A 23,174-nucleotide genomic window follows, 5' to 3' on the forward strand; every position below is an offset into this window, starting at 1 on the left:
CCGGGCCGCCTCGCGGGGTTGTCGCAGGAACGCGAGGCACTGCCAAGGCAACGTGTTGCGGTTGTGGGTGGTGGGGGTCAGTCTGGTGGGTGACTGAGAAGCGACATGTGCTCACTCTTCGTGCTCGGGGGTCGTGGAGGCGAAGAGCTGAAGCCGTCGCGGTGAGGAGCCACGGTCATGAATGTCCAGGCCGCCTGCCGCTACACCCTGGAAGTGCAGGCATCCCCCGAGCGGATTCCTCAGATCCGGCGCATTCTCGCGGCGCATCTTCGCTACTGGAACCTTGAGGCCCACATCACCCCGGTCTGCCGCGCGGTCGATGAACTCGTCGGCAATGTGGTCGCCCACGTGGAGGGGGACAGAACCTGCGTGGTCGAACTGCGCTGGACCGGCCGCCACGTCATCGCGTCCGTCGCGGACAAGGACCGCCGCCTGCCCCGGGTCACCAGCTCCGCCCCCGCACGGGGCGGTCTCGCCGCGGTCGCGGCCCTCAGCGACAGCTGGGGCACCTGCGCCACCGACACCGGCAAGGTCATCTGGTTCAGCCGCCGCGTCAAGGCCGCACAGCGCGTCCTGACCACCACACCCGCACCGGCACTTCCCATGCCCCAGCTCAAACCCCTGCCGCCCGCGCTCACACGCGCGACCGCCGCACCCGAACCACAAGGAACGGGCACGGCGGTGGCACCGGCTCAGCGAGCCGCGAAGGTGTGAAGCGTCGTCGAGCGGTAGGTCTGCCCCGGGCGGAGCACCGTCGAGGGGAACGACCGCTGGTTCGGGGAGTCCGGGAAATGCTGGGACTCCAGGCACAGCGCGTCCCCCTGGCGGTACAGCCCGCCCGAGGAGCCTTCCAGCGTCCCGTCGAGGAAGTTCCCGCTGTAGAACTGCATACCGGGCTCGGTGGTGTACATCTTCATCACCCGGCCCGATGCGGGATCGGCGAGGGTGAGGGCGTAGTCCGGAGTGGCGGTGACGCCCTTGTCGAGCACCCAGTTGTGATCGAGCCCCTTTGCGTGCACCACCTGCTGGTGCGGGACGCGGACCTGCGTGCCGATCCGCGTCGCGTGCCGGAAGTCGAACGGCGTGCCGGCCACACCCGCGAGCTCACCGGTCGGTATGAGCGTGGAGTCGACCGGTGTGTAGCGGTCGGCCGCCAGCTCCAGCGTGTGGTTCTCGATGGTGCCGCTGCCCTCGCCCGCGAGGTTGAAGTAGGTGTGGCTGGTGAGGTTGACGACCGTCGCCTTGTCGGTGACGGCCTCGTAGTCGATCCGCCACTCGCCCCGCGCGGTGAGGGTGTACGTGACCTTCATCGTGAGGTTGCCGGGAAAGCCCATCTCGCCGTCCGGGCTGACCCGGGACAGGACCAGACCCTGGTCCGAGCCCCGGGTGAAGGGCACGGTCTTCCACAGCTGCTTGTCGAAGCCCTTGTCACCGCCGTGCAGGCTGTTGGGGCCGTCGTTGACGGGAAGCTGGTACGTCGTGCCGTCGAGCGTGAAGCGGCCCTTGGCGATCCGGTTGCCGTACCGGCCGATGAGCGCGCCGAAGTACGGCGACGTGTCGACGTAGTCGTCGAGGCTGCCGAAGCCGCAGGAGATGTTGGCGGTACGCCCCTGCCGGTCCGGCACCTCCAGCGACTGGACGATGCCGCCGTAGGTGAGGACCCGCAGGCGGGTACCACCGTTGGTGACGGTCCAGCGGTGGACCTCCGTGCCGTCGGCCAGGTGGCCGAAGAGCTCGTTGGACGGCGACGCGCCCCAGGCCATTTCCGCCTGGGGCGCGTCGCCGGTGCCGCTCAGCATTCCTCCATGAGAACCGTGAGAGTCATAGGTGTCATGAGCGTCAGGAACCGACCTTGCGCTTGTTGTACACATCGAACCCGACCGCGGCCAGCAGGACGAGTCCCTTGATGACCTGCTGGTAGTCGGTGCCGATGCCCACCAGCGACATGCCGTTGTTGAGCACGCCGAGCACCAGACCACCGATGATCGCGCCGAGAACCGTGCCGACGCCGCCGCTCATCGACGCGCCGCCGATGAACGCCGCCGCGATGGCCTCCAGTTCGAAGTTCACTCCGGCCTGGGGGACACCGGCGTTGAGCCGGGCCGCGTAGACGACACCGGCCAGTGCGGCCAGTACGCCCATGTTCACGAAGACCAGGAAGGTGACGCGCTTGTCCTTGACACCGGACAGCTTCGCCGCGGCCTGGTTGCCGCCCAGCGCGTACACATGCCGTCCGACGACCGCGTTCCGCATGACGAAGCCGAAACCGATGAGCAGGGCGGCGAGCAGCAGCAGGACGACGGGGGCGCCCCGGTAGCTGGCAAGGGTCATCGTGAAGGCGAGAATCGCCGCGGCGAGGGCGAACAGCTTCGCGATGAACAGGTTCCGCGGCAGCACGTCCAGGTCGAAGCTCTTCTGGCGGCGGCGGTCCCGCAGCTCCTGGAAGACGGCCAGGGCCAGCAGCCCGACGCCCAGCAGGATGGTGAGGTTGTGGTAGTTGGTGTCCGGGCCCCACTCCGGAAGGTAACCGGTGGAGATCTTCTGGAAGCCCTCGGGGAACGGGCCGATGGAGCGCGAACCCAGCAGGATCTGCGTGCCGCCGCGGAAGAGCAGCATCCCGGCGAGGGTGACGATGAACGACGGGATGCCGACGTACGCGATCCAGAAGCCCTGCCAGGCGCCGGCCACCGCGCCGATGCCCAGCGAGATGACCAGGGCGAGCACCCACGGCATATCGTGTTCGACCATCATCACGGCGCTGGCCGCGGAGACGAAGGCCGCCAGCGAGCCGACCGACAGGTCGATATGGCCCGCGATGATGACGATCATCATGCCGATGGCCAGGATCAGGATGTAGCTGTTCTGGAGGACCAGGTTGGTGACGTTGTTCGGCTGGAGCAGGACTCCGTCGGTCCATATCGCGAAGAGCACGACGATCAGCGCGAGCGCGATGAGCATCCCGTACTGGCGCATGTTGCGGCGCATCGCATCCAGCAGGATCGCGCTGACAGCGGACCGCTTCGGTTCAGCGGCGGACGGGGCGCCGCGCGGCGTGTCCGTTTTGACCGGGCTCATTGTTCTTACCTCTTGTCCGTGGTCATGTGGCGCATCAGTACTTCTTGGGTCGCTTCGGCCCGGGGGACCTCTCCGGTGAGCCGGCCGGCGGACATCGTGTAGATGCGGTCGCACATGCCGAGCAGTTCGGGGAGTTCGGAGGAGATGAAGATGACCGCTTTGCCCTGCGCCGCGAGCTGATCGATGACGGTGTAGATCTCATACTTGGCACCGATGTCGATGCCACGCGTGGGCTCGTCCAGGATCAGCACCTCGGGACCCGCGAAGATCCACTTGCTGAGGACGACCTTCTGCTGATTGCCGCCGGAGAGCCGGCCGACCTGCTCGAAGACGGTCGGCGCCTTGATGTTCATCGAGCGGCGGAAGCCCTCGGCGACCCGGGTCTCCTCGTGCTCGTCCACGACGCCGCGCTTGGACACCTTGGAGAGCGCGCTCATCGTGATGTTCCGGCCGATGGACTCGATGAGGTTGAGCCCGTACTGCTTGCGGTCCTCGGTGACATAGGCGATGCCGTGGTCGACCGCCTCGGGGACGGTCTTGGTACGGATCTCCTTGCCGTCCTTGTAGACGGTCCCGCTGATGTTGCGGCCGTAGGAGCGTCCGAAGACACTCATGGCCAGCTCCGTACGGCCTGCGCCCATCAGCCCGGCCAGGCCGACGATCTCACCCCGGCGAACCGAGACGGAGACGCCGTCGACCACCTTGCGCTGCTGGTCGATGGGGTGGTGCACCGTCCAGTCGCGGATCTCCAGGGCCGGGTGCGCCCCGGTCTCGCCCTCGTACTTGGTCCGCTCAGGGAACCGGTGGTCGAGGTCGCGGCCGACCATGGCCCGGATGATCCGGTCCTCGTTCGCCCCCTCGGCCTTCACATCGAACGAGTCGATCGTCTGGCCGTCACGGATGATGGTGACGGTGTCGGCGATCTTCGAAATCTCGTTGAGCTTGTGCGAGATGATGATCGAGGTGATGCCCTGCTCCTTCAGCTCCCCGATCAGGGTGAGGAGCTTGGCGGAGTCCTCGTCGTTGAGCGCGGCCGTCGGCTCATCGAGGATCAGCAGCTTCACCTTCTTGGAGAGCGCCTTGGCGATCTCCACCAGCTGCTGCTTGCCGACCCCGATGTCCGCGACGCGGGTCTGCGGGTGCTCCTTGAGCCCCACCCGCTTCAGCAGCTCCGACGCGTGCTGCAGCGTCTGACCCCACCGGATGACACCCCGGGTGGCGTGCTCATTGCCCAGGAAGATGTTCTCGGCGATGGAGAGGTACGGCACCAGCGCGAGCTCCTGGTGGATGATCACGATGCCGCGCGCCTCGCTGGCGTTGATGTCCTTGAAGGCGCAGCTCTCTCCCTGGAAGAGGATCTCCCCTTCGTAACTGCCGTGCGGATGAACGCCACTGAGGACCTTCATCAGCGTCGACTTCCCCGCACCGTTCTCGCCGCAGATGGCATGCACCTCGCCCTCCGCGACACTCAGACTGACATCGGAGAGCGCCTTGACCCCGGGGAAGGTCTTGACGATGGAGCGCATCTCCAGGACAGGACTTGTCACGACAGGTCACTCGCCTTGATGTAGCCGGAGTCGACCACGACCGCCTGGTAGTTGGTCTTGTCGACGCTGACCGGGTTGAGGAGGAAGGACGGCACGACCTTGATGCCGTTGTTGTACGTCTTGGTGTCGTTGACCTCGGGCTTCTTGTCGTTCAGGACGGCGTCGGCCATCTGCACGGCCTGCTTGGCCAGCGCCCGGGTGTCCTTGTAGACGGTCATCGTCTGCTGTCCGGCGATGATCGACTTGATCGAGGCGACCTCGGCGTCCTGCCCGGAGATGAGCGGGTAGGGCTTGGCGGCCGTGCCGTAGCCGTCCGACTTCAGGGCGGACAGGATGCCGATCGAGATGCCGTCGTACGGGGAGAGCACCGCGTCGACCTTCTGCGATCCGTACGACTTGGTGAGCAGGTCGTCCATGCGCCGCTGGGCGTTGCCACCGTCCCAGCGCAGGGTGGTGACCTGGTCCAGCTTGGTCTGGCCGGAGCGGACGACCAGCTTCTTGCTGTCGATGAACGGCTGGAGGACCTTCATCGCGCCGCCGAAGAAGTAGCCCGTGTTGTTGTCGTCGGGCGAGCCGGCGAACAGCTCGATGTTGAACGGGCCCGGCTTGCTGTTGTCCTTGAGACCCAGCTTCTCGACGAGGTAACCGGCCTGGAGCGCGCCGACCTTCTCGTTGTCGAAGGAGGCGTAGTAGTCGACGTTCGGGGTGCCGAGGATCAGGCGGTCGTACGAGATGACCTTGATCTTCTGGTCGGCGGCCTGCTTCAGCACGTCGCTGAGGGCCTTGCCGTCGATGGCCGCGACCACCAGGACGTCCACGCCCTTGGTGATCATGTTCTCGATCTGCGAGACCTGCTGGTCGACGTCGTCCTCGCCGTACTGCAGGTTGGTCTTGTAGCCGAGCTTCTTGAACTGCTCGACCATGTTGTTGCCGTCGGCGATCCACCGCTCCGACGACTTGGTCGGCATCGCGATGCCGATGGTGGCGTCCCCGGCGGACTTCTTCTCTTCGCTGCCACCGGTGCTGCTCTGGCCACAGGCGGCGAGCGAGACGGCGAGGGCGACTGCGGTCAGGGATATGGCGGCTCGGCGAGTACGCATGGTGATCAGTCCTTGTCGTGAAGGTCGTGAAGGGGGAAGCGGTTCAGGGGGCCGGGAAGACGGGAGCCGAGCGGGGACATCCCGCCGCCCGCGCCGTGCCGGGCGAGCAGATCGAGGACGAGGCGTCCGCGCCGTACCCGCTCACGTGCCGTGGCCAGCGTCACGTCGCGCAGCTGCGCGCCGTACGGATAGATGCTGGGTGCCTTGCTGAGGCCGAACTTGAGGTAGATCGGCGCGCCACGCCGTATCAGTTCGGCCGCCTCGTACATGCGGACGTAGCCGCCGAGGTCGTCGGGCGCCTCGATGTAGAAGTCCATCGGGGCGCGGCTGACGCGCCGGATCTCGGTGAGATGGCCGAGCGTCAGGTCGGAGGGGATATTGAGGGAGTCCGCGCCGAGCTGTTCGTAGACGGCGTACGCGGCCGGGTTGACCGGACCGATCAGCGCGGAGAGCTTGAAGGTGGTGTCGGCGGGCAGGCCGCCCTGGGCGCGCAGCTGGTGCAGCGTCCACAGCACTCCCTCATCGGCGACCAGCAGGCACTTTACGCCCAGTTCCGTGGCGCGCAAGGCGTCCTCGACACAGCCCGCCAGCGCGTCGTGGCCACGGGCGCGCAGGCCGGCGCCGCCGGAGGAGGTGCGGGTGCCTGCCCCGATGTCCCAGGTGCCGCGCGGCCCGGTGAACAGGCAGAGCTCGATGTCGCGCTCCGCGCACGACTCGACCATCTCGGTGATCTCGGAGTCCGACAGCATCCACACGCCGCTGCCCTGGCTGATGCGGTGGATGGGCACGTCGAGCCGGGCGCTCTCCTTGAGCACGGCGCCGAGGGCCTCGGGGCCCTCCACGGACGGGACCTCGGTGCGCCAGGTACCGCCGTCGGGGAAGGTGTGCGGGGATGAATCGGCAGGGTTGTCCAGCGGCGCGTTATAGCCCAGGCGGGCAAAGGCTTCGGCGCCGGGACGGCGGTTTCCTGAGGGGGCGGTCACTGCACTCCTCTAGCTCTGCATGCTGCGCATGCGGTGCGTGTTCTCTGTGTCGGCTGTGGTTCGAAGTGGTGGGGGTACGCCGGTACGAAACGGTCAGGACGCCCCGTACCGGCGTACGTTCTAGGGGAGTACGAGCACCTTCCCCGCCTTCGGGTCACCGCTGCCCACGAGAGCCACCGCGTCGCCGAAGCGCTCCAGCGGGAACTCATGGGTGATCAGCGGCGCCGGGTCCAGCAGGCCGAGGCCGAAGGCCCGTACCGCATCGGACCAGGCCGAGGACGGTGCGCCGAAGACGCTCCGCACGGTGAGCTGGTTCAGGGATAGGCGCACCGGGTCGATACCGGCGGCGCCTTCGGTAAACATCCCGGTGAGTACCACCCGGCCGCCCCGGCGCGCCAGCAGACAGGCGTCGTTGGCGGTGGTCGGCGCGCCCGCGGTCTCCACGACCAGATCGAAGTGCCCGGCGAGCGCCGCGCCCTCCTGCGGGGAGTGCGTCTCGGTCGCCCCGAACCGCAGCGCCTGCTCGCCCCGCGAGGCCCTGGGGTCGATCACGGTCAGTTCGGCGGGGGAATGCGCGGCCAGCAGCTGGACGGCCAGCAGCCCCAGGGTGCCCGCGCCGACCACCGCGATCCGCTCACCGGCGCGCGGGGCTCCGGCCCGTACCGCCGCGGCGATCACCGCGGCGGGCTCCAGCAGGGCGGCGGCCCGCAGATCCGCGTCCGCGTTCAGCGGGTGCAGCAGCCGGGCCGGCACGGTCACATGGTCGGCGAACGCGCCGGGCTCGGTGAAGCCGGTCTCGGCGTAGCCGCTGGTGCACAGGCTCGTCTGACCCTCGCGGCACCGCTCACAGGTGCCGCAGGCGCGGAACCCCTCCGCGACGGTCTTACGGCCGATGAGAGCCGGGTCCACGCCCTCGCCCACCGCCTCGACGGTGCCGGACCACTCGTGGCCGGGCGTCACCGGGTAGCGCACATAGGCGGCGTCCCGGTGGCCGTCGTACACCTCGCGGTCGCTCATGCAGACCCCGACCGCGGCGACCCGCACCACGACCTCGCCGGGGCCCGGCGCCGGAACCGCGCGGTCCACGAGCCGGTGCTCGCCCGGCCGCTCGACGACGATGGCGCGGCTCACTTGGGCTGCCTCTTCTCCCAGCCGTCGGACCACAGGTCGAACCGGGCGCGCTGCTGGGGGAACTCGGCCGCCGCCTCGACGTCGAGCTCGACGCCCAGGCCCGGCGCGTGGGACACCTCGAAGTAGCCGTCGACCACCTGGGGAGCCCCCTTGACCACCTTCTTGATCTCCGCGTCGGCGAAGTCGTTGAAGTGCTCAAGGATCTTGAAGTTGGGCGTGCAGGCGGCGAGCTGGAGCGAGGCGGCGGTCAGCACGGACCCGCCGACATTGTGCGGCGCGATGAGCGTGTAGTGCGTCTCCGCGGTCGCCGCCAGCTTGCGGGTCTCCAGGATGCCGCCGATGTGCCCCAGGTCCGGCTGGATGATGTCCGCGGCCTGCGATTCGAACAGCTCGCGGAACTCGATCCGGTCGTGGATGCGCTCACCCGTGGCGATGGGGATGTCCACCTTCGCCGCGACCTTCTCCAGCGCCTTGAGGTTCTCCGGCGGCACCGGCTCCTCGAGCCAGGCGGGGTTGAACGGCGCCAGGTCGCGGGCCAGCCGTACCGCCGTGGCGGGGGAGAACCGGCCGTGCATCTCCAGCATCAGCTCGGTCTGCGGGCCGATCGCGTCGCGGACGGCCTCGATCAGCGACACCGAGTACAGCGTCTGCTCGCGGTCGAGCTCGAAGTGCCCGGTGCCGAACGGGTCGATCTTGAGCGCCTGGTAGCCGCGGGCGACCACTGCCTGGGCCGCCTTGTGGTACGCCTCCGGGGTGCGCTCGGTGGTGTACCAGCCGTTGGCGTACGCCTTGACCTTGTCGGTGACCTTGCCGCCGAGCAGCTGCCAGACCGGTACGCCGAGGGCCTTGCCCTTGATGTCCCAGCAGGCCATCTCGATGACGGCGATGCCCGACATGACGATTTCACCGGCGCGGCCGTAGTCGCCGTACTTCATCCGGCGGACCAGGTCCTCGACCGCGAAGGGGTCGGAACCGGCGATGTGGTTGGCCGTGGCCTCCTGGAGATACCCGATCAGCGCGTCGGTCCGGCCGAGCATGCGCGTTTCGCCGACACCGGTGAGACCCTCGTCGGTATGCACCTGGACGTAGGTGAGGTTACGCCAGGGAGTCCCGACGACGTGCGTGCTGATGCCCGTAATACGCAAGGCGGTCTGCCCCTCGAGTTGTTCGTTCGGTATTTCGTCACACGTTCGAAATGTTGGCGTGACGGTAATCAGCCAGGACGAAGGGTGTCAATGGGTTGTGCGGAGTCGTTATTCGCGTCCGGGCCATTGCCCCGCGAACCCGCCTATGCTTAGCCTGTGTTCGCAGTACCGGTCAGCGGTCGGAATTTCGAACAGGAACGGAGGTCGGCCATGGGTCGACTGGTACCAGCGGTGACGAGGGCGCTGGACATACTCGAACTGTTCCTGGAGGGCGACGGGACGCTCACGGCGCCGGACGTCACCCGCAGACTCCAGCTGCCCCGCACCACGGTCCACGAGCTGCTCACCACCCTGGCGGCACGCTCCTACCTGGTGCCGGTCCCCGACCAGCCGGGACGGTACCGGCTCGGCGTACGTATCTACCAGCTCGGCAGCCGGTACGCGGAGCAGCTCGACCTGGCGGCGGAGGGGCAGCAGGTCGCGCGCGAGGTCGCGGAGACCTGCGACGAGACGGTGCATGTCGCCATCCTTGAGGAAGCCGACGTCATCTATATCGCGAAGGTGGACTCCACCCACGCCGTCCGCATGGTCTCGGCCGCCGGTCGTAGGCTGCCCGCGCACTGCACCTCCGTGGGCAAGATGCTGCTGGCCTCGCTGTCCGAGACGGAGCTCGAATCCCGTATCGCGGACCGCGAGTTCACGGCGATGACGCCCAACAGCATCACTGGGGCGGAGCAGTTGCGGGCGGCGCTCGCGGAAGTCCGGGAGCGGGGCATCGCGGTGGAGCACCGGGAGTCCAACCCGGATGTGAGCTGTGTGGCCGCGCCGGTACGGGACAGCGCGGGCCGGGTGGTCGCGGCGCTGTCCATCTCGGTGCCGATGATCCGCTGGAGCGAGGAGCGCGAGACGGAACTGTCCGAGCTCGCCGCCAAGGGCGCGTCGGACCTCTCGACCCGGCTCGGCTACCGGGGTACGCGATGAGCTACGAGGTGGAGGTAGCCCTTCGCGAGCAGGCGGCGCTGGGCGAGGGACCGACCTGGGACCCGGCGGCCGGGCGGCTGATCTGGGTCGACATCCTCGGTTCACGGGTCCATACCTACGACCCGTCCGACGGCCGCCGCACGGTCATGGCCACCGAACAGCACGTCGGCGCGGCGAAGCCGCGCAAGGACGGCGGCCTGGTGGTCAACCTCCGCGACGGCATCGGCCTGTACGACGCGGACGGCGCGTTCTCCTGGCTGGTACGCGACCCGGTGGCGGGCAGACGCGGCAATGACGCGGCGGTGGCTCCGGACGGGGCGCTGTGGGCCGGGACGATGCGCTACGACGAGGCGGCGGGCGGGGGAAACCTGATCCGGATCACGCCGGACGGCACGGTCAGCGAACAGCTCGCCGAGGTGGCGATCAGCAACGGCACGGGCTGGAGCCCCGACGGGCGGCTGATGTACTACGTCGACACGTCCACGCAGCGTATCGACGTCTTCGACGTGGACGGCGACCAGATCCTGAACCGTCGCCTGTTCGCGGAGATCGACCCGGAGGAGGGCAGCCCGGACGGCCTGACGGTCGACGCGGAGGGGTGTGTCTGGGTCGCGCTGTGGGACGGCTCGGCGGTCCGCCGCTACGCGCCGGGCGGGGAGCTCGACCGGGTCGTGGCGTTGCCCGTGCCGAGGCCCACGGCGTGCGCTTTCGGCGGCGAGGGGCTGCGTGACCTGTACATCACGACGGCCCGGGTGGGCCTGACACGGCCGCACCCGCTGTCGGGCTCGGTCCTGGTCCTCCGGGACGCGGGCGAGGGCGTGGCGGGCACGCCGTTCGGCGGCTGACTCGCCTGCCGGGGGCTTGTTAAGGGGCTTCGCCCCCTGGACCCCCGGTACGGCCTTCGGTCGTGTCCTCAATCGCCGGACGGGCTTGAGTTGCCGGGCGAACCCGGCAACTCAAGCCTCGCCGGCGAAAACCCAGCCTCGCCGGCGTTTGAGGCGCTGGGGGTCCCCCCACGCCCGCAGGGTGTAGGGGGCGGGTTCGGGGGCAGCGCCCCCGACAGAGGCCCGACGCTTTCAGCCCCGCTGGGGGTACTCCCCCTACGCCCTCAGGGCGTAGGGGGAGATTGAGGCGCGGGGTTCGGGGCGGAGCCCCGACCAGGGCCCGCCGTACGGGCGATTCCGTGCGGCCGTATGTGCTCCGCACCCGCGCGCCCCCTTGCCCCCGCCCCGCACCGCCAGGTGCTCTGGGGATCGTCGGGTTCCCAGTCCGCAGGAGTACGGATGCACCGCAGCGCCATCCTCACCGCAGCCGCGCTGATCGCCCTCGCCGCAGCGGGCCCCGTCGGCCCCGCCGGCCCCGCGCACGCCTCCGCCGAGGAGGCGTCGCCGTCCAGGCCCGGCCGGGGCCTGCTCCTCACCCTCGCCGGCGGCGGGAACACCTGGATGCGCGGCGTCCTGCTGCGGTGCCCGCCCATGCCCGGATCACCGCACCCCCACGCCCTCGCCGCCTGCGGCGCGCTCTACGCGGCACGCGGCGACCTTGAGCGGCTGCCCGGTGCCCCGCGTCCATGCCATCGGAAGTACGACCCGGTCACGGCCCGTGCCGTCGGCACCTGGCGCGGCCGTGACGTCACCTGGCAGCGCACGTACGCGAATGCCTGCGTGCTCGACGCCGCGACCGGAGCCGTCTTCCGGTTCTGATCGGAAAGCTCAACGAAAAGCGGCCCTCGGGCCCTCCGGCCCCGTCAGCTGCCGCGCGAAGCGACCACCCCCAACGTCACCACCCCCAGCACCACCCAGCCGAACCAGAGCCAGCCATTGCTGCCCAGTGCCGCCGTATAGGCCGTCACGACCACCAGGGTCCCGACGGTGAGCACTCCCATCGCCTTCGTGGATCCGGACATCCGCCCTCCTCCGACAGCCTCGGCCGTCGGGTTCATCGTCACCCGGAAGGAGGGCCTCGCGCTACTGCCCGGTTACCGTCCGCGCGCCTGGAGTGAAGCCAGATACGCGTTGTACGCCGCCAGCTCCTTGTCCCCGTCGCGGTCCGCCGCCCGGTCCAACCGCCTCGCCTGCCGCTGATCGGAGCGGTACCACTGGAAGACCAACGCGATCAGCACCAGCACCGAGGGAATCTCACTGAACGCCCAGGCGATGCCGCCCGCCGCGTTCTGGTCGCTGAGCGCGTCGATGCCGAGCGAGGCCGGCGGATTCTCGTACGCCTTGATCATCGGCTCGGTCGCCATCATCAGCGCGATGCCGAAGAAGGCGTGGAACGGCATCCCCGCGAAGAGCTCCAGCATCCGCATCACATAGCCCGGCCGGTGCGGCCCCGGGTCCACGCCCATGATCGGCCAGAAGAAGACCAGTCCCACGGCGAGGAAGTGCGTCATCATCGCCGCGTGCCCGACCGTGGACTCCATCAGGAAGTCGAAGAGAGGCGTGAAGTACAGCGCGTACAGGCTCGCGATGAAGAGCGGGATGGTGAACGCGGGGTGCGTGACAATCCGCAGATAGCGGCTGTGCAGCAGCGCGAGCAGTACCTCGCGCGGCCCCTTGCTGCCGCGCCGCGCGGCGACCGGCAGCGCGCGCAGCGCCAGCGTCACCGGCGCGCCCAGCAGCAGCAGGATGGGCGAGACCATGCTGATCACCATGTGCTGCACCATGTGCACGCTGAACATGACCATGCCGTAGTCATTGAGCCCGGTGCACGTCACCAGGGCGATGGTGAGCACGCCCACGGTGAACAGGACCGTACGGCTGACCGGCCAGCTGTCGCCGCGCCTGCGCAGCCGCACCACACCCCACCCGTACAGCCCCAGTCCCAGCAGACAGCCGATGAGGAAGTACGGATCGGGTGAGTACTCGAGCCCGCGCCCCAGCGTGAACGGCGGCAGATCCATCGTCATGCCGTGCCCGCTGTGATCCATCCGCCGACCCCTGTTTCGTGCTGGTGTTTCGTGCTGGGTTGTCCACTTGTCCGCCCCAGCGTAGAACCGCCCCCGGCAGCGGTTGCGGCCGGGGGCGGTTCGTTCACAAACAGACCAAAATCACAGGACGCACTCGGCCTCGGCGTACCGATCCGCCGGGACGGTCTTCAGCGTCTCCACGGCCTCCGCCAGCGGCACCATGGTGATGTCCGTGCCGCGCAGCGCGGTCATCATGCCGAACTCGCCCCTGTGCGCCGCCTCCACCGCGTGCCAGCCGAAGCGCGTCGCGAGCACCCTGTCGTACGCGGTCGGCGTGCCGCCGCGCTGTACGTGCCCGAGGATGACCGGCCTGGCCTCCTTGCCGAGCCGGTGCTCAAGCTCCACGGAGAGCTGCTGGGCCACGCCCGCGAAACGCTCGTGCCCGTAGACGTCCTTGCTGCCCACGTTGAACTCCATCGTGCCCTCGCGGGGCTTCGCGCCCTCCGCGACCACGACGATGGCGAACTTCTTGCCCGCCGAGAACCGCTCCCCGACCCGCTGGGTCAGCTCCGCGATGTCGAAGGGCCGCTCCGGTACGACGATGGCGTGCGCGCCCGCCGCCATGCCGGAGTGCAGCGCGATCCAGCCGGTGTGCCGCCCCATGACCTCGACGACCATGACGCGCTGGTGCGACTCGGCGGTGGTCTTCAGCCGGTCGAGTGCCTCGGTGGCCACGCCGACGGCCGTGTCGAAACCGAAGGTGACATCGGTCGACGCGATGTCGTTGTCGATGGTCTTCGGTACGCCCACGATCGGCAGCCCGCCCTCGGAGAGGAGGTTGGCGGCCTTGAGCGTGCCCTCGCCGCCGATCGGGATGATCGCGTCGAGACCGAGATCGACGAGGTGTCCCTTGGCCCGTTCCACACCGTCGCGCAGATGCGCGGGCTGGACCCGGGAGGAGCCGAGAATCGTGCCGCCGCGGGCCAGGATGCCGCTTACCGCGTCAAGGTCGAGCTTGCGGTAGTCGCACTCCAGAAGGCCCTTCCAACCGTCGAGGAAACCGATGACCTCGTCGCCGTGGTCTACGACGGCGCGGTGCACGACGGAACGGATGACGGCGTTCAAGCCGGGGCAGTCGCCGCCGGAGGTGAGCACACCAATGCGCATTGCCCGGAATACCTTTGCAACGTGGGCCGAGTCCCGGACCACGTCGTCCGGTTGGATCCCCGCCACCCTACCGGCGCGAGGTGACGGGACCGAACCGGCCGTCCGACTGGTGGACGACGGCTCGGTGTCGAGCGGGCTTTCTCCGGATGCCCCGGCGGCTCAGGCGGGCTGGATCGCGGACGAGATGCGTTCGGCGCGCAGCGCCTCGAACCACCGGTCGTCCGTCGGCGGCAGCGCGTTCACATCGAGGGCCAGCTTCAGCAGCAGGTCCGCGATCAGCGGATTGCGGGCCATGACCGGGCCGTGCATGTAGGTGCCGAAGACGGTGTCGTTGTACGCGCCCTCCGTGCCGTCGCCCGTGCCGTTGCCCCGGCCGAGCTGGACCTTGGCGAACGGGCGGGCCGAGGGCCCGAGGTGGGTGATGCCCTGGTGGTTCTCGAAGCCGGTCAGCTGCGGCAGCCCGAACCGCGGGTCGATGTCCCCCAGTACGTCGCCGACGCACCGCTCGCCCTCGCCGCGCGTGGAGACCACGTCGATCAGGCCGAGACCCGGCTCGCGCTCGCCGAGGTCGTTGATGAACTCATGGCCGAGGATCTGGTAGCCCGCGCAGACCGAGAAGATGATCGCGCCGTTGGAGGCGGCCCGGCTGAGCCCGCCGTCACGGCGCAGCCGCTCGGACGCGAGCCGCTGCGGCCGGTCCTCACCGCCGCCGATGAGATAGATGTCACCGGAGGTGGGGACCGGCTGGTCGCTGCGCACGTCCATCCGCATCACGTCCAGGCCGCGCAGTCGGGCCCGGCGCTCCACGACGAGGGCGTTGCCCTGATCGCCGTAGGTGGACAGCAGGTCCGGATAGATCCAGACCAGGCGCAGGCTGTTGTCGCTCATGCTCATAAGTCCTTTTCGTCCTCAGATCAGTTGCCGACGCGACGGCGGAGGTCCTGGAAGGCGGTGTAGTTGGCGATCGCCTCGATCCTGCCGGGCGGTGCCATCCGTACCGCCTCGTCGGCGGAGTCGCACACCCGGAAGTCCAGGCCCGCCACCTCCAGGCGTACGGCGAGGTCGAGCTTGCGGTCGCCGATGACCAGGATCGGGTGACCGGCGAGGCGGGTGTAGTCGACGTCCCAGAGCCAGGAGGTGTCCGTGCCGTCGGCGCCGCGGGCGTTGACGGAGAGGATGACCGGGGTGGGCGGCGGGTCGATCAGGGAGAACGTCTCCAGCCAGCCCGCCGGGTTCTTCGCGAGCAGCAGCCGGATCTCCCGGCCCTGGAAGCTGACGACGTCGTACCGGCCCGCCACGGCCTGTACGGAGTACATGCGCTCCAGGGCGACCTGCGGCGGCACACCGAAGCACGCGACGACCGCGGCGGAGGTGGCGGCGTTGGCCTTGTTGGCGCGGCCCGGCAGCTGGAGGTGGATCGGCCAGGCGGAGCCGTGCGGGTCGAGGACATGGTCGCCGCTGAGCACCCAGCTCGGGGCGGGGCGGCGGAAACCGCAGTCGCCACAGAACCAGTCGTCGCCGGGGCGCTGCATCACACCGCCGCAGGCGGGGCAGGACCAGGCGTCGTCCTTCCACTCCTGACCGGCCGCCACCCACACCACGTTGGGGGAGGAGGACGCGGCCCAGACGATCAGCGGGTCGTCGGCGTTGGCGATGACCACGGCCTTCGTACCGGCCAGACCCTCACGCCAGCTCTCCGCCATCATCCGGGTCTCGGCCGCGCGGTCGAGCTGGTCGCGGGAGAGGTTGAGCAGCGCGATCGCCTTCGGGGTGACATCGCGGGCGACGCCGGCGAGGTACTTCTCGTCGACCTCGATCACACCGAACTTGGCGTCCGAGCCGCCCGCCAGCGCGGAGGTGATGCCCGCGGGCATATTGGCGCCGAGCGCGTTGGACACGACCGGGCCGGCGGCGCGCAGCGCCTCGGCGATCAGCCGGGTGGTGGTGGTCTTGCCGTTGGTCGCCGACACGAGGATCACGTCCAGGTGTTGCGCCAGCCGCCCCAGCAGATCGGGGTCGAGCTTGAGTGCGACCCGGCCGCCGATCACCGATCCGCTGCCGCGTCCGGCGGCGCGCGACACTGCTGCCGCGGCCTTGCCCGCCGTCACGGCCAGCTTGGCTCGCGGCGTCAGGGGCTCTGGGTTGCCGGGATGTCCTGACATCTGTCCTTGATCCTCCTTGCGTCGGTCGGGCTCAGCCTATCGATGTCCGGTCGGCGGCCAGCACCGCGGCACCGTCGGGAAACGTGGAGGTCCGGGCGGAACGTACGCTTGCGGCCATGCGAAATCGTCCTATCCCCGGCAGTTCCGGACTCGTACGGCCGTTGAGCCTGCACGGCGATCCGGTGCTGCACGCGCCCTGTGAGCCCGTCACGGACTTCTCCGCGCCACTGACGCGGCTCATCGAGGACCTGTTCGCGACGATGTACGCGGCGCAGGGGGTGGGCCTCGCGGCGAACCAGATCGGGGTTCCGCTGCGGGTGTTCGTCTACGACTGCCCCGACGACGACGATGTCCGCCACCTCGGACACATCGTCAACCCGCGGTTGGTACGGGCGGACGGGGTCACGGTCCGCGGGGCGGAGGGGTGTCTCTCGCTGCCGGGCATCGAGGCGGGTACGGAGCGGTTCGACGAGGCGGTGGTGGAGGGCGTGGACGGGGCGGGGGAGCCGGTGCGGGTGGCGGGCAGCGGGTTTTTCGCGCGGTGCCTGCAGCATGAGTGCGATCACCTGGACGGGATGGTGTACACGGACCACCTGTCGGGCTGGCGCGCCGCGCGCACGAGACGGGCTGCGCGTCGCCTCCGGCGGGCTTGATCCCCCTGGTACCGCCTTCGGCGGTGTCCTCAATCGCCGGACGGGCTCCAGCGGAGCCCCTCCGGCGATTGAGGAGCGGGGGTTCGGGGGCAGCGCCCCCGACATCTGAACGCCCCGCCTAGAACACCGCGCCCCCAGCACGGTCCCCCGCGTCCGCCAGCCTCCCCCACAACAGATCCGCCAAGCTCCCCACCAACTCCGCCCGCGAACACGGCCGTTCCCCCAGCCACCAGTCACCCGCCGCATGCATCATGCCGACGATCCCGTGACCCCACACCCGCGCCAACTGCTCGCTCCCCGGCCCCAGATCGACCCGGTCGTAGATCACCTTCGCCAGCTCCTCGCCCAGGCGCCGCAGCAGCGGCGCCGAGTGGCGGCCCACGTCGAAGCCCGCCTCCGGCTGCTGGCTGTCCTCCGCCGGATGCATCAGGAAGCGGTAGACCTGCGGCCGTGCCTCTATCGCCGCGAGGTAGGTGTCGAGCGTGGCCTCCACCCGCTGCCGCCGTTCCGCGGGCGCGTCCAGTGCCGCCCGCAGCGCGTCCAGCAGCGCGTCGGTGTGGCGGGTCGCGAGGGCGCGGTAGAGGCCGCCCTTGTCGCCGAAGTGCCGGTACAGGATCGGTTTGGTGATCCCCGCCTCGGCGGCGATCGCGTTCATGGAGGCATGCGGCCCGTCCCGCAGCACCACCCGGTCCGCGGCTTCGAGCAGTTCCCGGCGGCGCTGGTCGGCGGAGCGCTGGTGGCCGTCCGCCTGATGTGTGGTCTCCATAGTCGTTTCTCCCCGCCCTGACGATTGCGTCACGCCTGCGCAACGTAACACCCCGTCCGGTGGGCCAGGCGACGGGGCGGTGGCTGGTTGACACGGTCTACTTGCCGGTAACAGACTGCCGTTACCGCAAGTAACATCAAGCAGTCAGCGTAGTCCTGGAGGGACACATGGGCGAGTTCACGCTCGAACTCAACGACGACCAGAAGCAGGTCCGCGATTGGCTGAACGGTTTCGCCAAGGACGTGATGCGCCCGGCCGCCGCCGAGTGGGACGAGCGTGAGGAGACCCCCTGGCCGGTCATCCAGGAAGCGGCGAAGGTCGGAATCTACTCCCTCGACTTCTACGCCCAGCAGTTCTTCGACCCGACCGGGCTCGGCATCCCCATGGCGATGGAGGAACTGTTCTGGGGCGACGCGGGAATCGCGCTTTCCATCGTCGGTACGGGACTCGCGGCGGTCGGCGTCCTCGCCAACGGCACCGAGGAGCAGATCGGCACCTGGATCCCCCAGATGTACGGCGATGTGGAGGACATCAAGGTCGCGGCCTTCTGCTCCTCCGAGCCCGACGCGGGCTCCGACGTCGGCGCGATGCGTACGCGCGCGCTCTACGACCAGGCCAAGGACGAATGGGTGCTGAACGGCACCAAGACCTGGGCGACCAACGGCGGAATCGCCAACGTCCATGTCATCGTCGCCGTCGTCGACCCGGAGCTCGGCTCCAAGGGCCACGCCTCCTTCATCGTGCCGCCGAACACCCCGGGCCTTTCACAGGGCCAGAAGTTCAAGAAGCACGGCATCCGTGCCTCCCACACCGCCGAGGTGGTCCTGGAGGACGTACGCGTCCCCGGGCACTGCCTCCTCGGCGGCAAGGAGAAGCTGGACGAGCGCCTGGCCCGGGCGCGCGCGAGGGCGCGGGCCGGCGGCAAGCGAAGCGAGCTGGGGGTCCCCCCGGCCGGAGGCTGGGGGAGCGTGAAGAACGCCGCCATGGCCACCTTCGAGGCGTCCCGCCCCGCGGTCGGCGCGATGGCCGTGGGCACCGCCCGCGCCGCGTACGAAGTCGCCCTCGACTACGCCAGGACCCGCAGCCAGTTCGGCCGCCCCATCATCGACAACCAGGGCATCGCCTTCCAACTCGCCGACATGCGCATCCAGATCGACGCGGCGCGGCTGCTGGTGTGGCGCGCCTCCTGGATGGCCGCGGCGGGCAAGCCCTTCGACTCCGCCGAGGGCTCCATGTCCAAGCTGTACGCGAGCGAGACCGCCAAGAAGGTCACGGCGCAGGCCATTCAGATCCTCGGCGGCAACGGCTACACCCGCGAGTACCCGGTGGAGCGCATGCACCGCGACGCCGCGATTTATACGATCTTCGAGGGCACCAGCGAGATCCAGCGTCTGGTCATCGCGCGCGCCCTGTCGGGCCTGCCCATCCGCTAGCGATTCAGGCGGAGAGCTGCGCCTCGATGGCGGCGATGACCTCCGGCGCCTCGGGCTCGGTACGTGGGCGGATACGGGCCACGACCGCGCCGTCCTTGCCGATGAGGAACTTCTCGAAGTTCCACTGGACGTCGCCGGCCTTGCCGTCCGCGTCCGCGACCTGCGTCAGCTCCGCGTACAGCGGGTGCTGCTCCGCGCCGTTCACCTCGGTCTTCTCCAGCATGGGGAACGTCACACCGTACGTCGCCGAGCAGAAGGACTGGATCTCCTCCGCGCTCCCCGGCTCCTGGCCCATGAACTGGTTGCAGGGCACCCCGAGCACGGTGAAACCGCGGTCTCCGTACTCCTTCTGCAGCCGCTCAAGGCCCGCGTACTGCGGTGTGAGGCCGCACTGGGAGGCGACATTGACCAGCAGGACCGCCTGGCCCCGGTAGTCGCCGAGGGACGTGGCGTCACCGGTGAGCGTGCGCAGCGGGATGTCGTACAGAGTCATCGTGATCTCCTCAGAGGGGGTAGAGGGGGTCTTTCGGCGTTCATTGTGGCCGTTATCGCGCGTGTTCGTTGTGGCCCTTGTACGGACGGAACAGTCCCTCCTGTACCACCGAGACCAGGAGGTTGCCGCCGCGGTCGTAGATCCGGCCGCGCGCCAGGCCACGGCCGCCCGTCGAGATCGGTGACTCCTGGTCGTACAGGAACCACTCGTCCGCACGGAAGGGCCGGTGGAACCACATCGCGTGGTCCAGCGACGCCATGTCGAAGCCGCGCCTGCCCCAGAGCGGCTCAACTGGAATGCGTACCGCGTCCAGGAGCGTCATGTCACTCGCGTACGTCAGCGCGCAGGTGTGCACCAGCGGATCGTCGCCCAGCGGGCCCACCGCGCGCATCCACACGGCGCTGCGCGGGTCCGCCTCCTTGATCTCCTCCGGCGTCCAGCGCAGCCGGTCGGCATAGCGGATGTCGAACGGCTGGCGGCGGGCCATCCGCTCCAGCGCCTCGGGAAGTACGCCGAGATGCGCACGGATCTCGTCGGGGAGGGTGGGGAGCGTTTCGGGGTCGGGGAACTCCAGGCGCGGGGGCAGCTGGTGCTCGATGCTGCCCTCCTCCGGCCGGTGGAAGGATGCCGTCAGATTGAAGATCGTCTTGCCCTGCTGCACGGCCGTGACCCGGCGGGTGGTGAACGACCGGCCGTCCCGTACGCGCTCGACCTGGTAGACGATCGGTACGCCGGGGATGCCGGGGCGCAGGAAGTACGCGTGCAGCGAGTGCACCGGGCGCTCGCCGTCGGTCGTGCGGCCCGCCGCCACCAGCGCCTGGCCGGCGACCTGGCCGCCGAAGACCCGTTGCAGGGACTCCTCGGGGCTGCGTCCGCGGAAGATGTTGACCTCGATCCGCTCCAGGTCGAGCAGATCTACCAGGCGCTCGGCCGGGTTCGTCATCGGGTGTTTCTCCTGTGTCCGAGCTGTGCTGTTCGTCTGTATGCCGTAAATGCCGGAAATGTTAGAGCTGGCCTACGTCGGTGATGCGCACGACGGCCAGCCCTTCCTCGTCCGAGGCCGCGAGATCGACCTCCGCGCTGATGCCCCAGTCATGGTCGCCGTTCGGGTCGGCGAAAATCTGCCGGACGCGCCACAGCCCGTGCTGCTCGTCCTCCTCGATCACCAGCAGCTTCGGGCCGCGCGCGTCGGGTCCTGTGCCCAGTTCGTCGTACTCGTCCCAGTACTTGTCCATCGCCCCGGCCCACGCGTCCGCGTCCCAGCCGGTCGCGCTGTCCAGCTCACCGAGGTCGTAGAACCTCTCCAGCGCCGCCAGCTCCACCCGCCGGAACATGGCGTTGCGCACCAGCACCCGGAAGGCGCGGGCATTGGCGGTGACCGGCCTGACCTGGTCGGCCTTCTCCTGGGCCTGCTCGGCGGTCTCGACCTCAGGGTTGGCGAGCTGCTCCCACTCGTCCAGCAGGCTGGAGTCCACCTGCCGCACCATCTCGCCGAGCCAGGCGGTCAGGTCCTCCAGGTCCTCGGACTTCAGGTCGTCCGGGATGGTGTGCTCCAGCGCCTTGTACGCGCCCGCGAGGTAGCGCAGCACAATGCCCTCGGTGCGGGCGAGCTCGTAGTGCGAGGTGAACTCCGTGAAGGACAGCGCCCGCTCGTACATGTCACGGATGACGGACTTCGGCGAGACCGGGTGATCGCCGACCCACGGATGGCTCGTGCGGTACACGTTGTACGCGTGCCACAGAAGCTCTTCCAGCGGCTTGGGGTACGAGATGTCCTGGAGCCGCTCCATCCGCTCCTCGTACTCGATGCCCTCCGCCTTCATCGCGCCGATCGCCTCGCCGCGCGCCTTGTTCTGCTGGGCGGCGAGGATCTGGCGCGGATCGTCCAGCGTGGACTCCACGACCGAGACCATGTCCAGGGCGTACGAGGGCGATTCCTGGTCCAGCAGCTCGAAGCACGCCAGCGCGAAGGTGGACAGCGGCTGGTTCAGCGCGAAGTTCTGCTGAAGATCGACGGTGAGCCGGACGATACGGCCCTCGGCGTCGGGTGTGTCGAGCTGCTCGACCACGCCGCCGTCGAGCAGCGAGCGGTAGATGGCGATGGCGCGCCGGATGTGGCGCAGCTGTGCCTTGCGCGGCTCGTGGTTGTCCTCAAGGAGGTGGCGCATCGCCTCGAAGGCATTGCCGGGGCGGGCGATCACCGACAGCAGCATGGTGTGCGTGACCCGGAAGCGGGAGATCAGCGGCTCCGGCTCGGCGGCGATGAGCTTCTCGAACGTGGTGTCCGACCAGGCGACAAAGCCCTCTGGGGCCTTCTTGCGGACGACCTTGCGGCGCTTCTTCGGGTCGTCGCCGGCCTTGGAGAGGGCCTTGTCGTTCTCGATGTCGTGCTCGGGCGCCTGGGCGGCGACCAGACCGGCCGTGTCGAACCCCGCGCGGCCCGCGCGGCCCGCGATCTGGTGGAACTCACGCGCCCGCAGGGTGCGTACGCGCGTGCCGTCGTACTTGGTGAGCGCGGTGAACAGCACCGTGCGGATGGGTACGTTGACGCCCACGCCGAGCGTGTCCGTACCGCAGATGACCTTCAGCAGGCCCGCCTGGGCGAGCTTCTCGACCAGCCGGCGGTACTTGGGCAGCATGCCCGCGTGGTGGACGCCGATGCCGTGGCGCACATAGCGGGAGAGGTTGCGGCCGAACTTGGTGGTGAACCGGAAGCTGCCGATCAGCTCGGCGATCTGGTCCTTCTCCTCGCGCGAGCACATATTGATGCTCATCAGCGACTGGGCCCGCTCCACGGCCGCAGCCTGCGTGAAGTGCACGATGTAGACGGGCGCCTGCCGGGTCTCCAGGAGCTCGGTCAGCGTCTCCGTGATGGGGGTGCGCCGATACTCGTACGAGAGCGGGACCGGCCGGGTCACGGACTTCACGACCGAGGTGGGGCGGCCGGTGCGGCGGGTGAGGTCCGCCTCGAAGCGGGAGACGTCGCCGAGGGTCGCGGACATGAGGATGAACTGCGCCTGCGGCAGCTCCAGGATCGGGATCTGCCAGGCCCAGCCGCGGTCGGGCTCCGCGTAGAAGTGGAACTCGTCCATCACGACCTGGCCGACGTCGGCGTGCTTGCCGTCGCGCAGGGCGATGGAGGCGAGCACCTCGGCGGTGCAGCAGATGACGGGGGCGTCGGCGTTGACGGACGCGTCGCCCGTGAGCATGCCGACGTTCTCCGTGCCGAAGAGCTTGCAGAGGTCGAAGAACTTCTCCGAGACCAGTGCCTTGATCGGCGCGGTGTAGAAGGTGACCTTGTCCTGGGCCAGCGCGGTGAAGTGCGCACCCGCCGCGACCAGGCTCTTTCCGGAGCCGGTGGGGGTGGAAAGGATCACGTTGGCCCCGGACACCACCTCGATCAGCGCCTCCTCCTGAGCCGGGTAGAGCGTGATGCCCTGGCCTTCGGACCATGTGGAGAAGGCTTCGAAGAGGGCATCGGGGTCGGCGTTCGGCGGCAGCTGATCGATAAGGGTCACACCCCCCATCTTGCCTGGCTTCCCCCCGGATGAGGGAACCGGCCGACGGCGGCAAGATCACGGGCGATACGCTGCCCTGTCGAGCGGGCTTTCAACTGGGCTTCACCAC

General features: G+C 69.1%; 22 protein-coding genes. 6 read left to right on the forward strand and 16 right to left on the reverse strand.

The features are described from left to right. Positions 1-177: 177 nt before the first annotated feature. Complete coding sequence (locus ACIHCQ_RS16155) at positions 178-714, forward strand: ATP-binding protein (RefSeq protein ID WP_399662367.1); 537 nt, start codon at positions 178-180, stop codon at positions 712-714. On the opposite strand, the gene ACIHCQ_RS16160 is transcribed toward ACIHCQ_RS16155, so the two are convergent. The 7 genes from ACIHCQ_RS16160 to ACIHCQ_RS16190 form a co-directional block, all read right to left on the reverse strand. Next, a complete protein-coding gene (locus ACIHCQ_RS16160; RefSeq protein WP_399662368.1) occupies positions 693-1,799 on the reverse strand; it encodes an aldose epimerase family protein in 1,107 nt (368 codons plus the stop codon). The genes ACIHCQ_RS16155 and ACIHCQ_RS16160 overlap by 22 nt on opposite strands. Positions 1,800-1,839: 40 nt before the next feature. Further along, positions 1,840-3,075, reverse strand: coding sequence for a multiple monosaccharide ABC transporter permease (gene mmsB / locus ACIHCQ_RS16165; protein ID WP_399662370.1), 1,236 nt, complete (start codon positions 3,073-3,075; stop codon positions 1,840-1,842). A 5-nt stretch (positions 3,076-3,080) separates the two neighbouring features. Further along, a complete protein-coding gene (mmsA, locus tag ACIHCQ_RS16170; protein WP_399662372.1) occupies positions 3,081-4,622 on the reverse strand; it encodes a multiple monosaccharide ABC transporter ATP-binding protein in 1,542 nt (513 codons plus the stop codon). Then, a complete protein-coding gene (gene chvE / locus ACIHCQ_RS16175) occupies positions 4,619-5,722 on the reverse strand; it encodes a multiple monosaccharide ABC transporter substrate-binding protein (protein WP_399662374.1) in 1,104 nt (367 codons plus the stop codon). Before chvE ends, mmsA begins: the two co-directional genes overlap by 4 nt. A gap of 5 nt (positions 5,723-5,727) precedes the next feature. Continuing rightward, on the reverse strand, positions 5,728-6,705 hold the full coding sequence (locus ACIHCQ_RS16180; protein ID WP_399662376.1) for a hypothetical protein: 978 nt from the start codon (positions 6,703-6,705) through the stop codon (positions 5,728-5,730). A gap of 120 nt (positions 6,706-6,825) precedes the next feature. Next, the gene (locus tag ACIHCQ_RS16185) at positions 6,826-7,836 is read right to left on the reverse strand and encodes a zinc-binding dehydrogenase (protein WP_399662378.1); all 1,011 of its coding nucleotides are present in this window, start codon (positions 7,834-7,836) and stop codon (positions 6,826-6,828) included. Further along, positions 7,833-8,981, reverse strand: a complete 1,149-nt coding sequence (locus ACIHCQ_RS16190; RefSeq protein WP_399662380.1) for a mandelate racemase/muconate lactonizing enzyme family protein — start codon at positions 8,979-8,981, stop codon at positions 7,833-7,835. The genes ACIHCQ_RS16185 and ACIHCQ_RS16190 overlap by 4 nt, the downstream gene beginning before the upstream one ends. Before the next feature lie 210 nt (positions 8,982-9,191). Between ACIHCQ_RS16190 and ACIHCQ_RS16195 the strand changes: the two genes are divergently transcribed. The 3 genes from ACIHCQ_RS16195 to ACIHCQ_RS16205 all read left to right on the forward strand — a co-directional run bounded on the left by ACIHCQ_RS16195 (position 9,192) and on the right by ACIHCQ_RS16205 (position 11,665). Then, positions 9,192-9,962, forward strand: a complete 771-nt coding sequence (locus tag ACIHCQ_RS16195) for an IclR family transcriptional regulator (RefSeq protein WP_399662382.1) — start codon at positions 9,192-9,194, stop codon at positions 9,960-9,962. Further along, complete coding sequence (locus ACIHCQ_RS16200) at positions 9,959-10,807, forward strand: SMP-30/gluconolactonase/LRE family protein (RefSeq protein WP_399662384.1); 849 nt, start codon at positions 9,959-9,961, stop codon at positions 10,805-10,807. Before ACIHCQ_RS16195 ends, ACIHCQ_RS16200 begins: the two co-directional genes overlap by 4 nt. Before the next feature lie 438 nt (positions 10,808-11,245). After that, complete coding sequence (locus ACIHCQ_RS16205; RefSeq protein ID WP_399662386.1) at positions 11,246-11,665, forward strand: SSI family serine proteinase inhibitor; 420 nt, start codon at positions 11,246-11,248, stop codon at positions 11,663-11,665. A gap of 44 nt (positions 11,666-11,709) precedes the next feature. On the opposite strand, the gene ACIHCQ_RS16210 is transcribed toward ACIHCQ_RS16205, so the two are convergent. The 5 genes from ACIHCQ_RS16210 to ACIHCQ_RS16230 all read right to left on the reverse strand — a co-directional run bounded on the left by ACIHCQ_RS16210 (position 11,710) and on the right by ACIHCQ_RS16230 (position 16,202). Further along, positions 11,710-11,868, reverse strand: a complete 159-nt coding sequence (locus ACIHCQ_RS16210) for a hypothetical protein (protein WP_399662388.1) — start codon at positions 11,866-11,868, stop codon at positions 11,710-11,712. Positions 11,869-11,940: 72 nt separating this feature from the next. Continuing rightward, entirely contained in the window at positions 11,941-12,894 is a 954-nt protein-coding gene (locus ACIHCQ_RS16215; RefSeq protein WP_399662389.1) for a cytochrome c oxidase assembly protein, read from the reverse strand. Between the two features lie 120 nt (positions 12,895-13,014). Continuing rightward, entirely contained in the window at positions 13,015-14,040 is a 1,026-nt protein-coding gene (locus ACIHCQ_RS16220; RefSeq protein WP_399662391.1) for a 6-phosphofructokinase, read from the reverse strand. 159 nt (positions 14,041-14,199) lie between these two features. Next, positions 14,200-14,928, reverse strand: a complete 729-nt coding sequence (locus ACIHCQ_RS16225) for a type 1 glutamine amidotransferase (RefSeq protein WP_399662393.1) — start codon at positions 14,926-14,928, stop codon at positions 14,200-14,202. 26 nt (positions 14,929-14,954) lie between these two features. Then, complete coding sequence (locus tag ACIHCQ_RS16230; protein WP_399662395.1) at positions 14,955-16,202, reverse strand: MurT ligase domain-containing protein; 1,248 nt, start codon at positions 16,200-16,202, stop codon at positions 14,955-14,957. A 116-nt stretch (positions 16,203-16,318) separates the two neighbouring features. On the opposite strand from ACIHCQ_RS16230, the gene def reads away from it, so the two are divergent. After that, the gene (def, locus tag ACIHCQ_RS16235) at positions 16,319-16,855 is read left to right on the forward strand and encodes a peptide deformylase (protein WP_399662397.1); all 537 of its coding nucleotides are present in this window, start codon (positions 16,319-16,321) and stop codon (positions 16,853-16,855) included. 118 nt (positions 16,856-16,973) lie between these two features. On the opposite strand, the gene ACIHCQ_RS16240 is transcribed toward def, so the two are convergent. Next, positions 16,974-17,621 (reverse strand): TetR family transcriptional regulator, encoded by a 648-nt coding sequence (locus ACIHCQ_RS16240; protein WP_399662399.1) that lies wholly within the window; start codon positions 17,619-17,621, stop codon positions 16,974-16,976. A 167-nt stretch (positions 17,622-17,788) separates the two neighbouring features. Between ACIHCQ_RS16240 and ACIHCQ_RS16245 the strand changes: the two genes are divergently transcribed. Next, complete coding sequence (locus ACIHCQ_RS16245) at positions 17,789-19,054, forward strand: acyl-CoA dehydrogenase family protein (RefSeq protein WP_399662401.1); 1,266 nt, start codon at positions 17,789-17,791, stop codon at positions 19,052-19,054. A 4-nt stretch (positions 19,055-19,058) separates the two neighbouring features. Here ACIHCQ_RS16245 and ACIHCQ_RS16250 read toward each other — a convergent pair whose 3' ends face one another. From ACIHCQ_RS16250 to ACIHCQ_RS16260, 3 genes are all read right to left on the reverse strand, one after another. Next, complete coding sequence (locus tag ACIHCQ_RS16250; RefSeq protein WP_399662403.1) at positions 19,059-19,547, reverse strand: glutathione peroxidase; 489 nt, start codon at positions 19,545-19,547, stop codon at positions 19,059-19,061. A 52-nt stretch (positions 19,548-19,599) separates the two neighbouring features. Then, a complete protein-coding gene (locus ACIHCQ_RS16255) occupies positions 19,600-20,490 on the reverse strand; it encodes an acyl-CoA thioesterase (protein WP_399662405.1) in 891 nt (296 codons plus the stop codon). Between the two features lie 61 nt (positions 20,491-20,551). Beyond that, on the reverse strand, positions 20,552-23,065 hold the full coding sequence (locus tag ACIHCQ_RS16260) for a DEAD/DEAH box helicase (protein ID WP_399662407.1): 2,514 nt from the start codon (positions 23,063-23,065) through the stop codon (positions 20,552-20,554). Positions 23,066-23,174 lie beyond the last annotated feature (109 nt).

Origin of the sequence: Streptomyces sp. NPDC052236 (genome assembly GCF_044548015.1) — a bacterium.
Classification (GTDB): domain Bacteria; phylum Actinomycetota; class Actinomycetes; order Streptomycetales; family Streptomycetaceae; genus Streptomyces.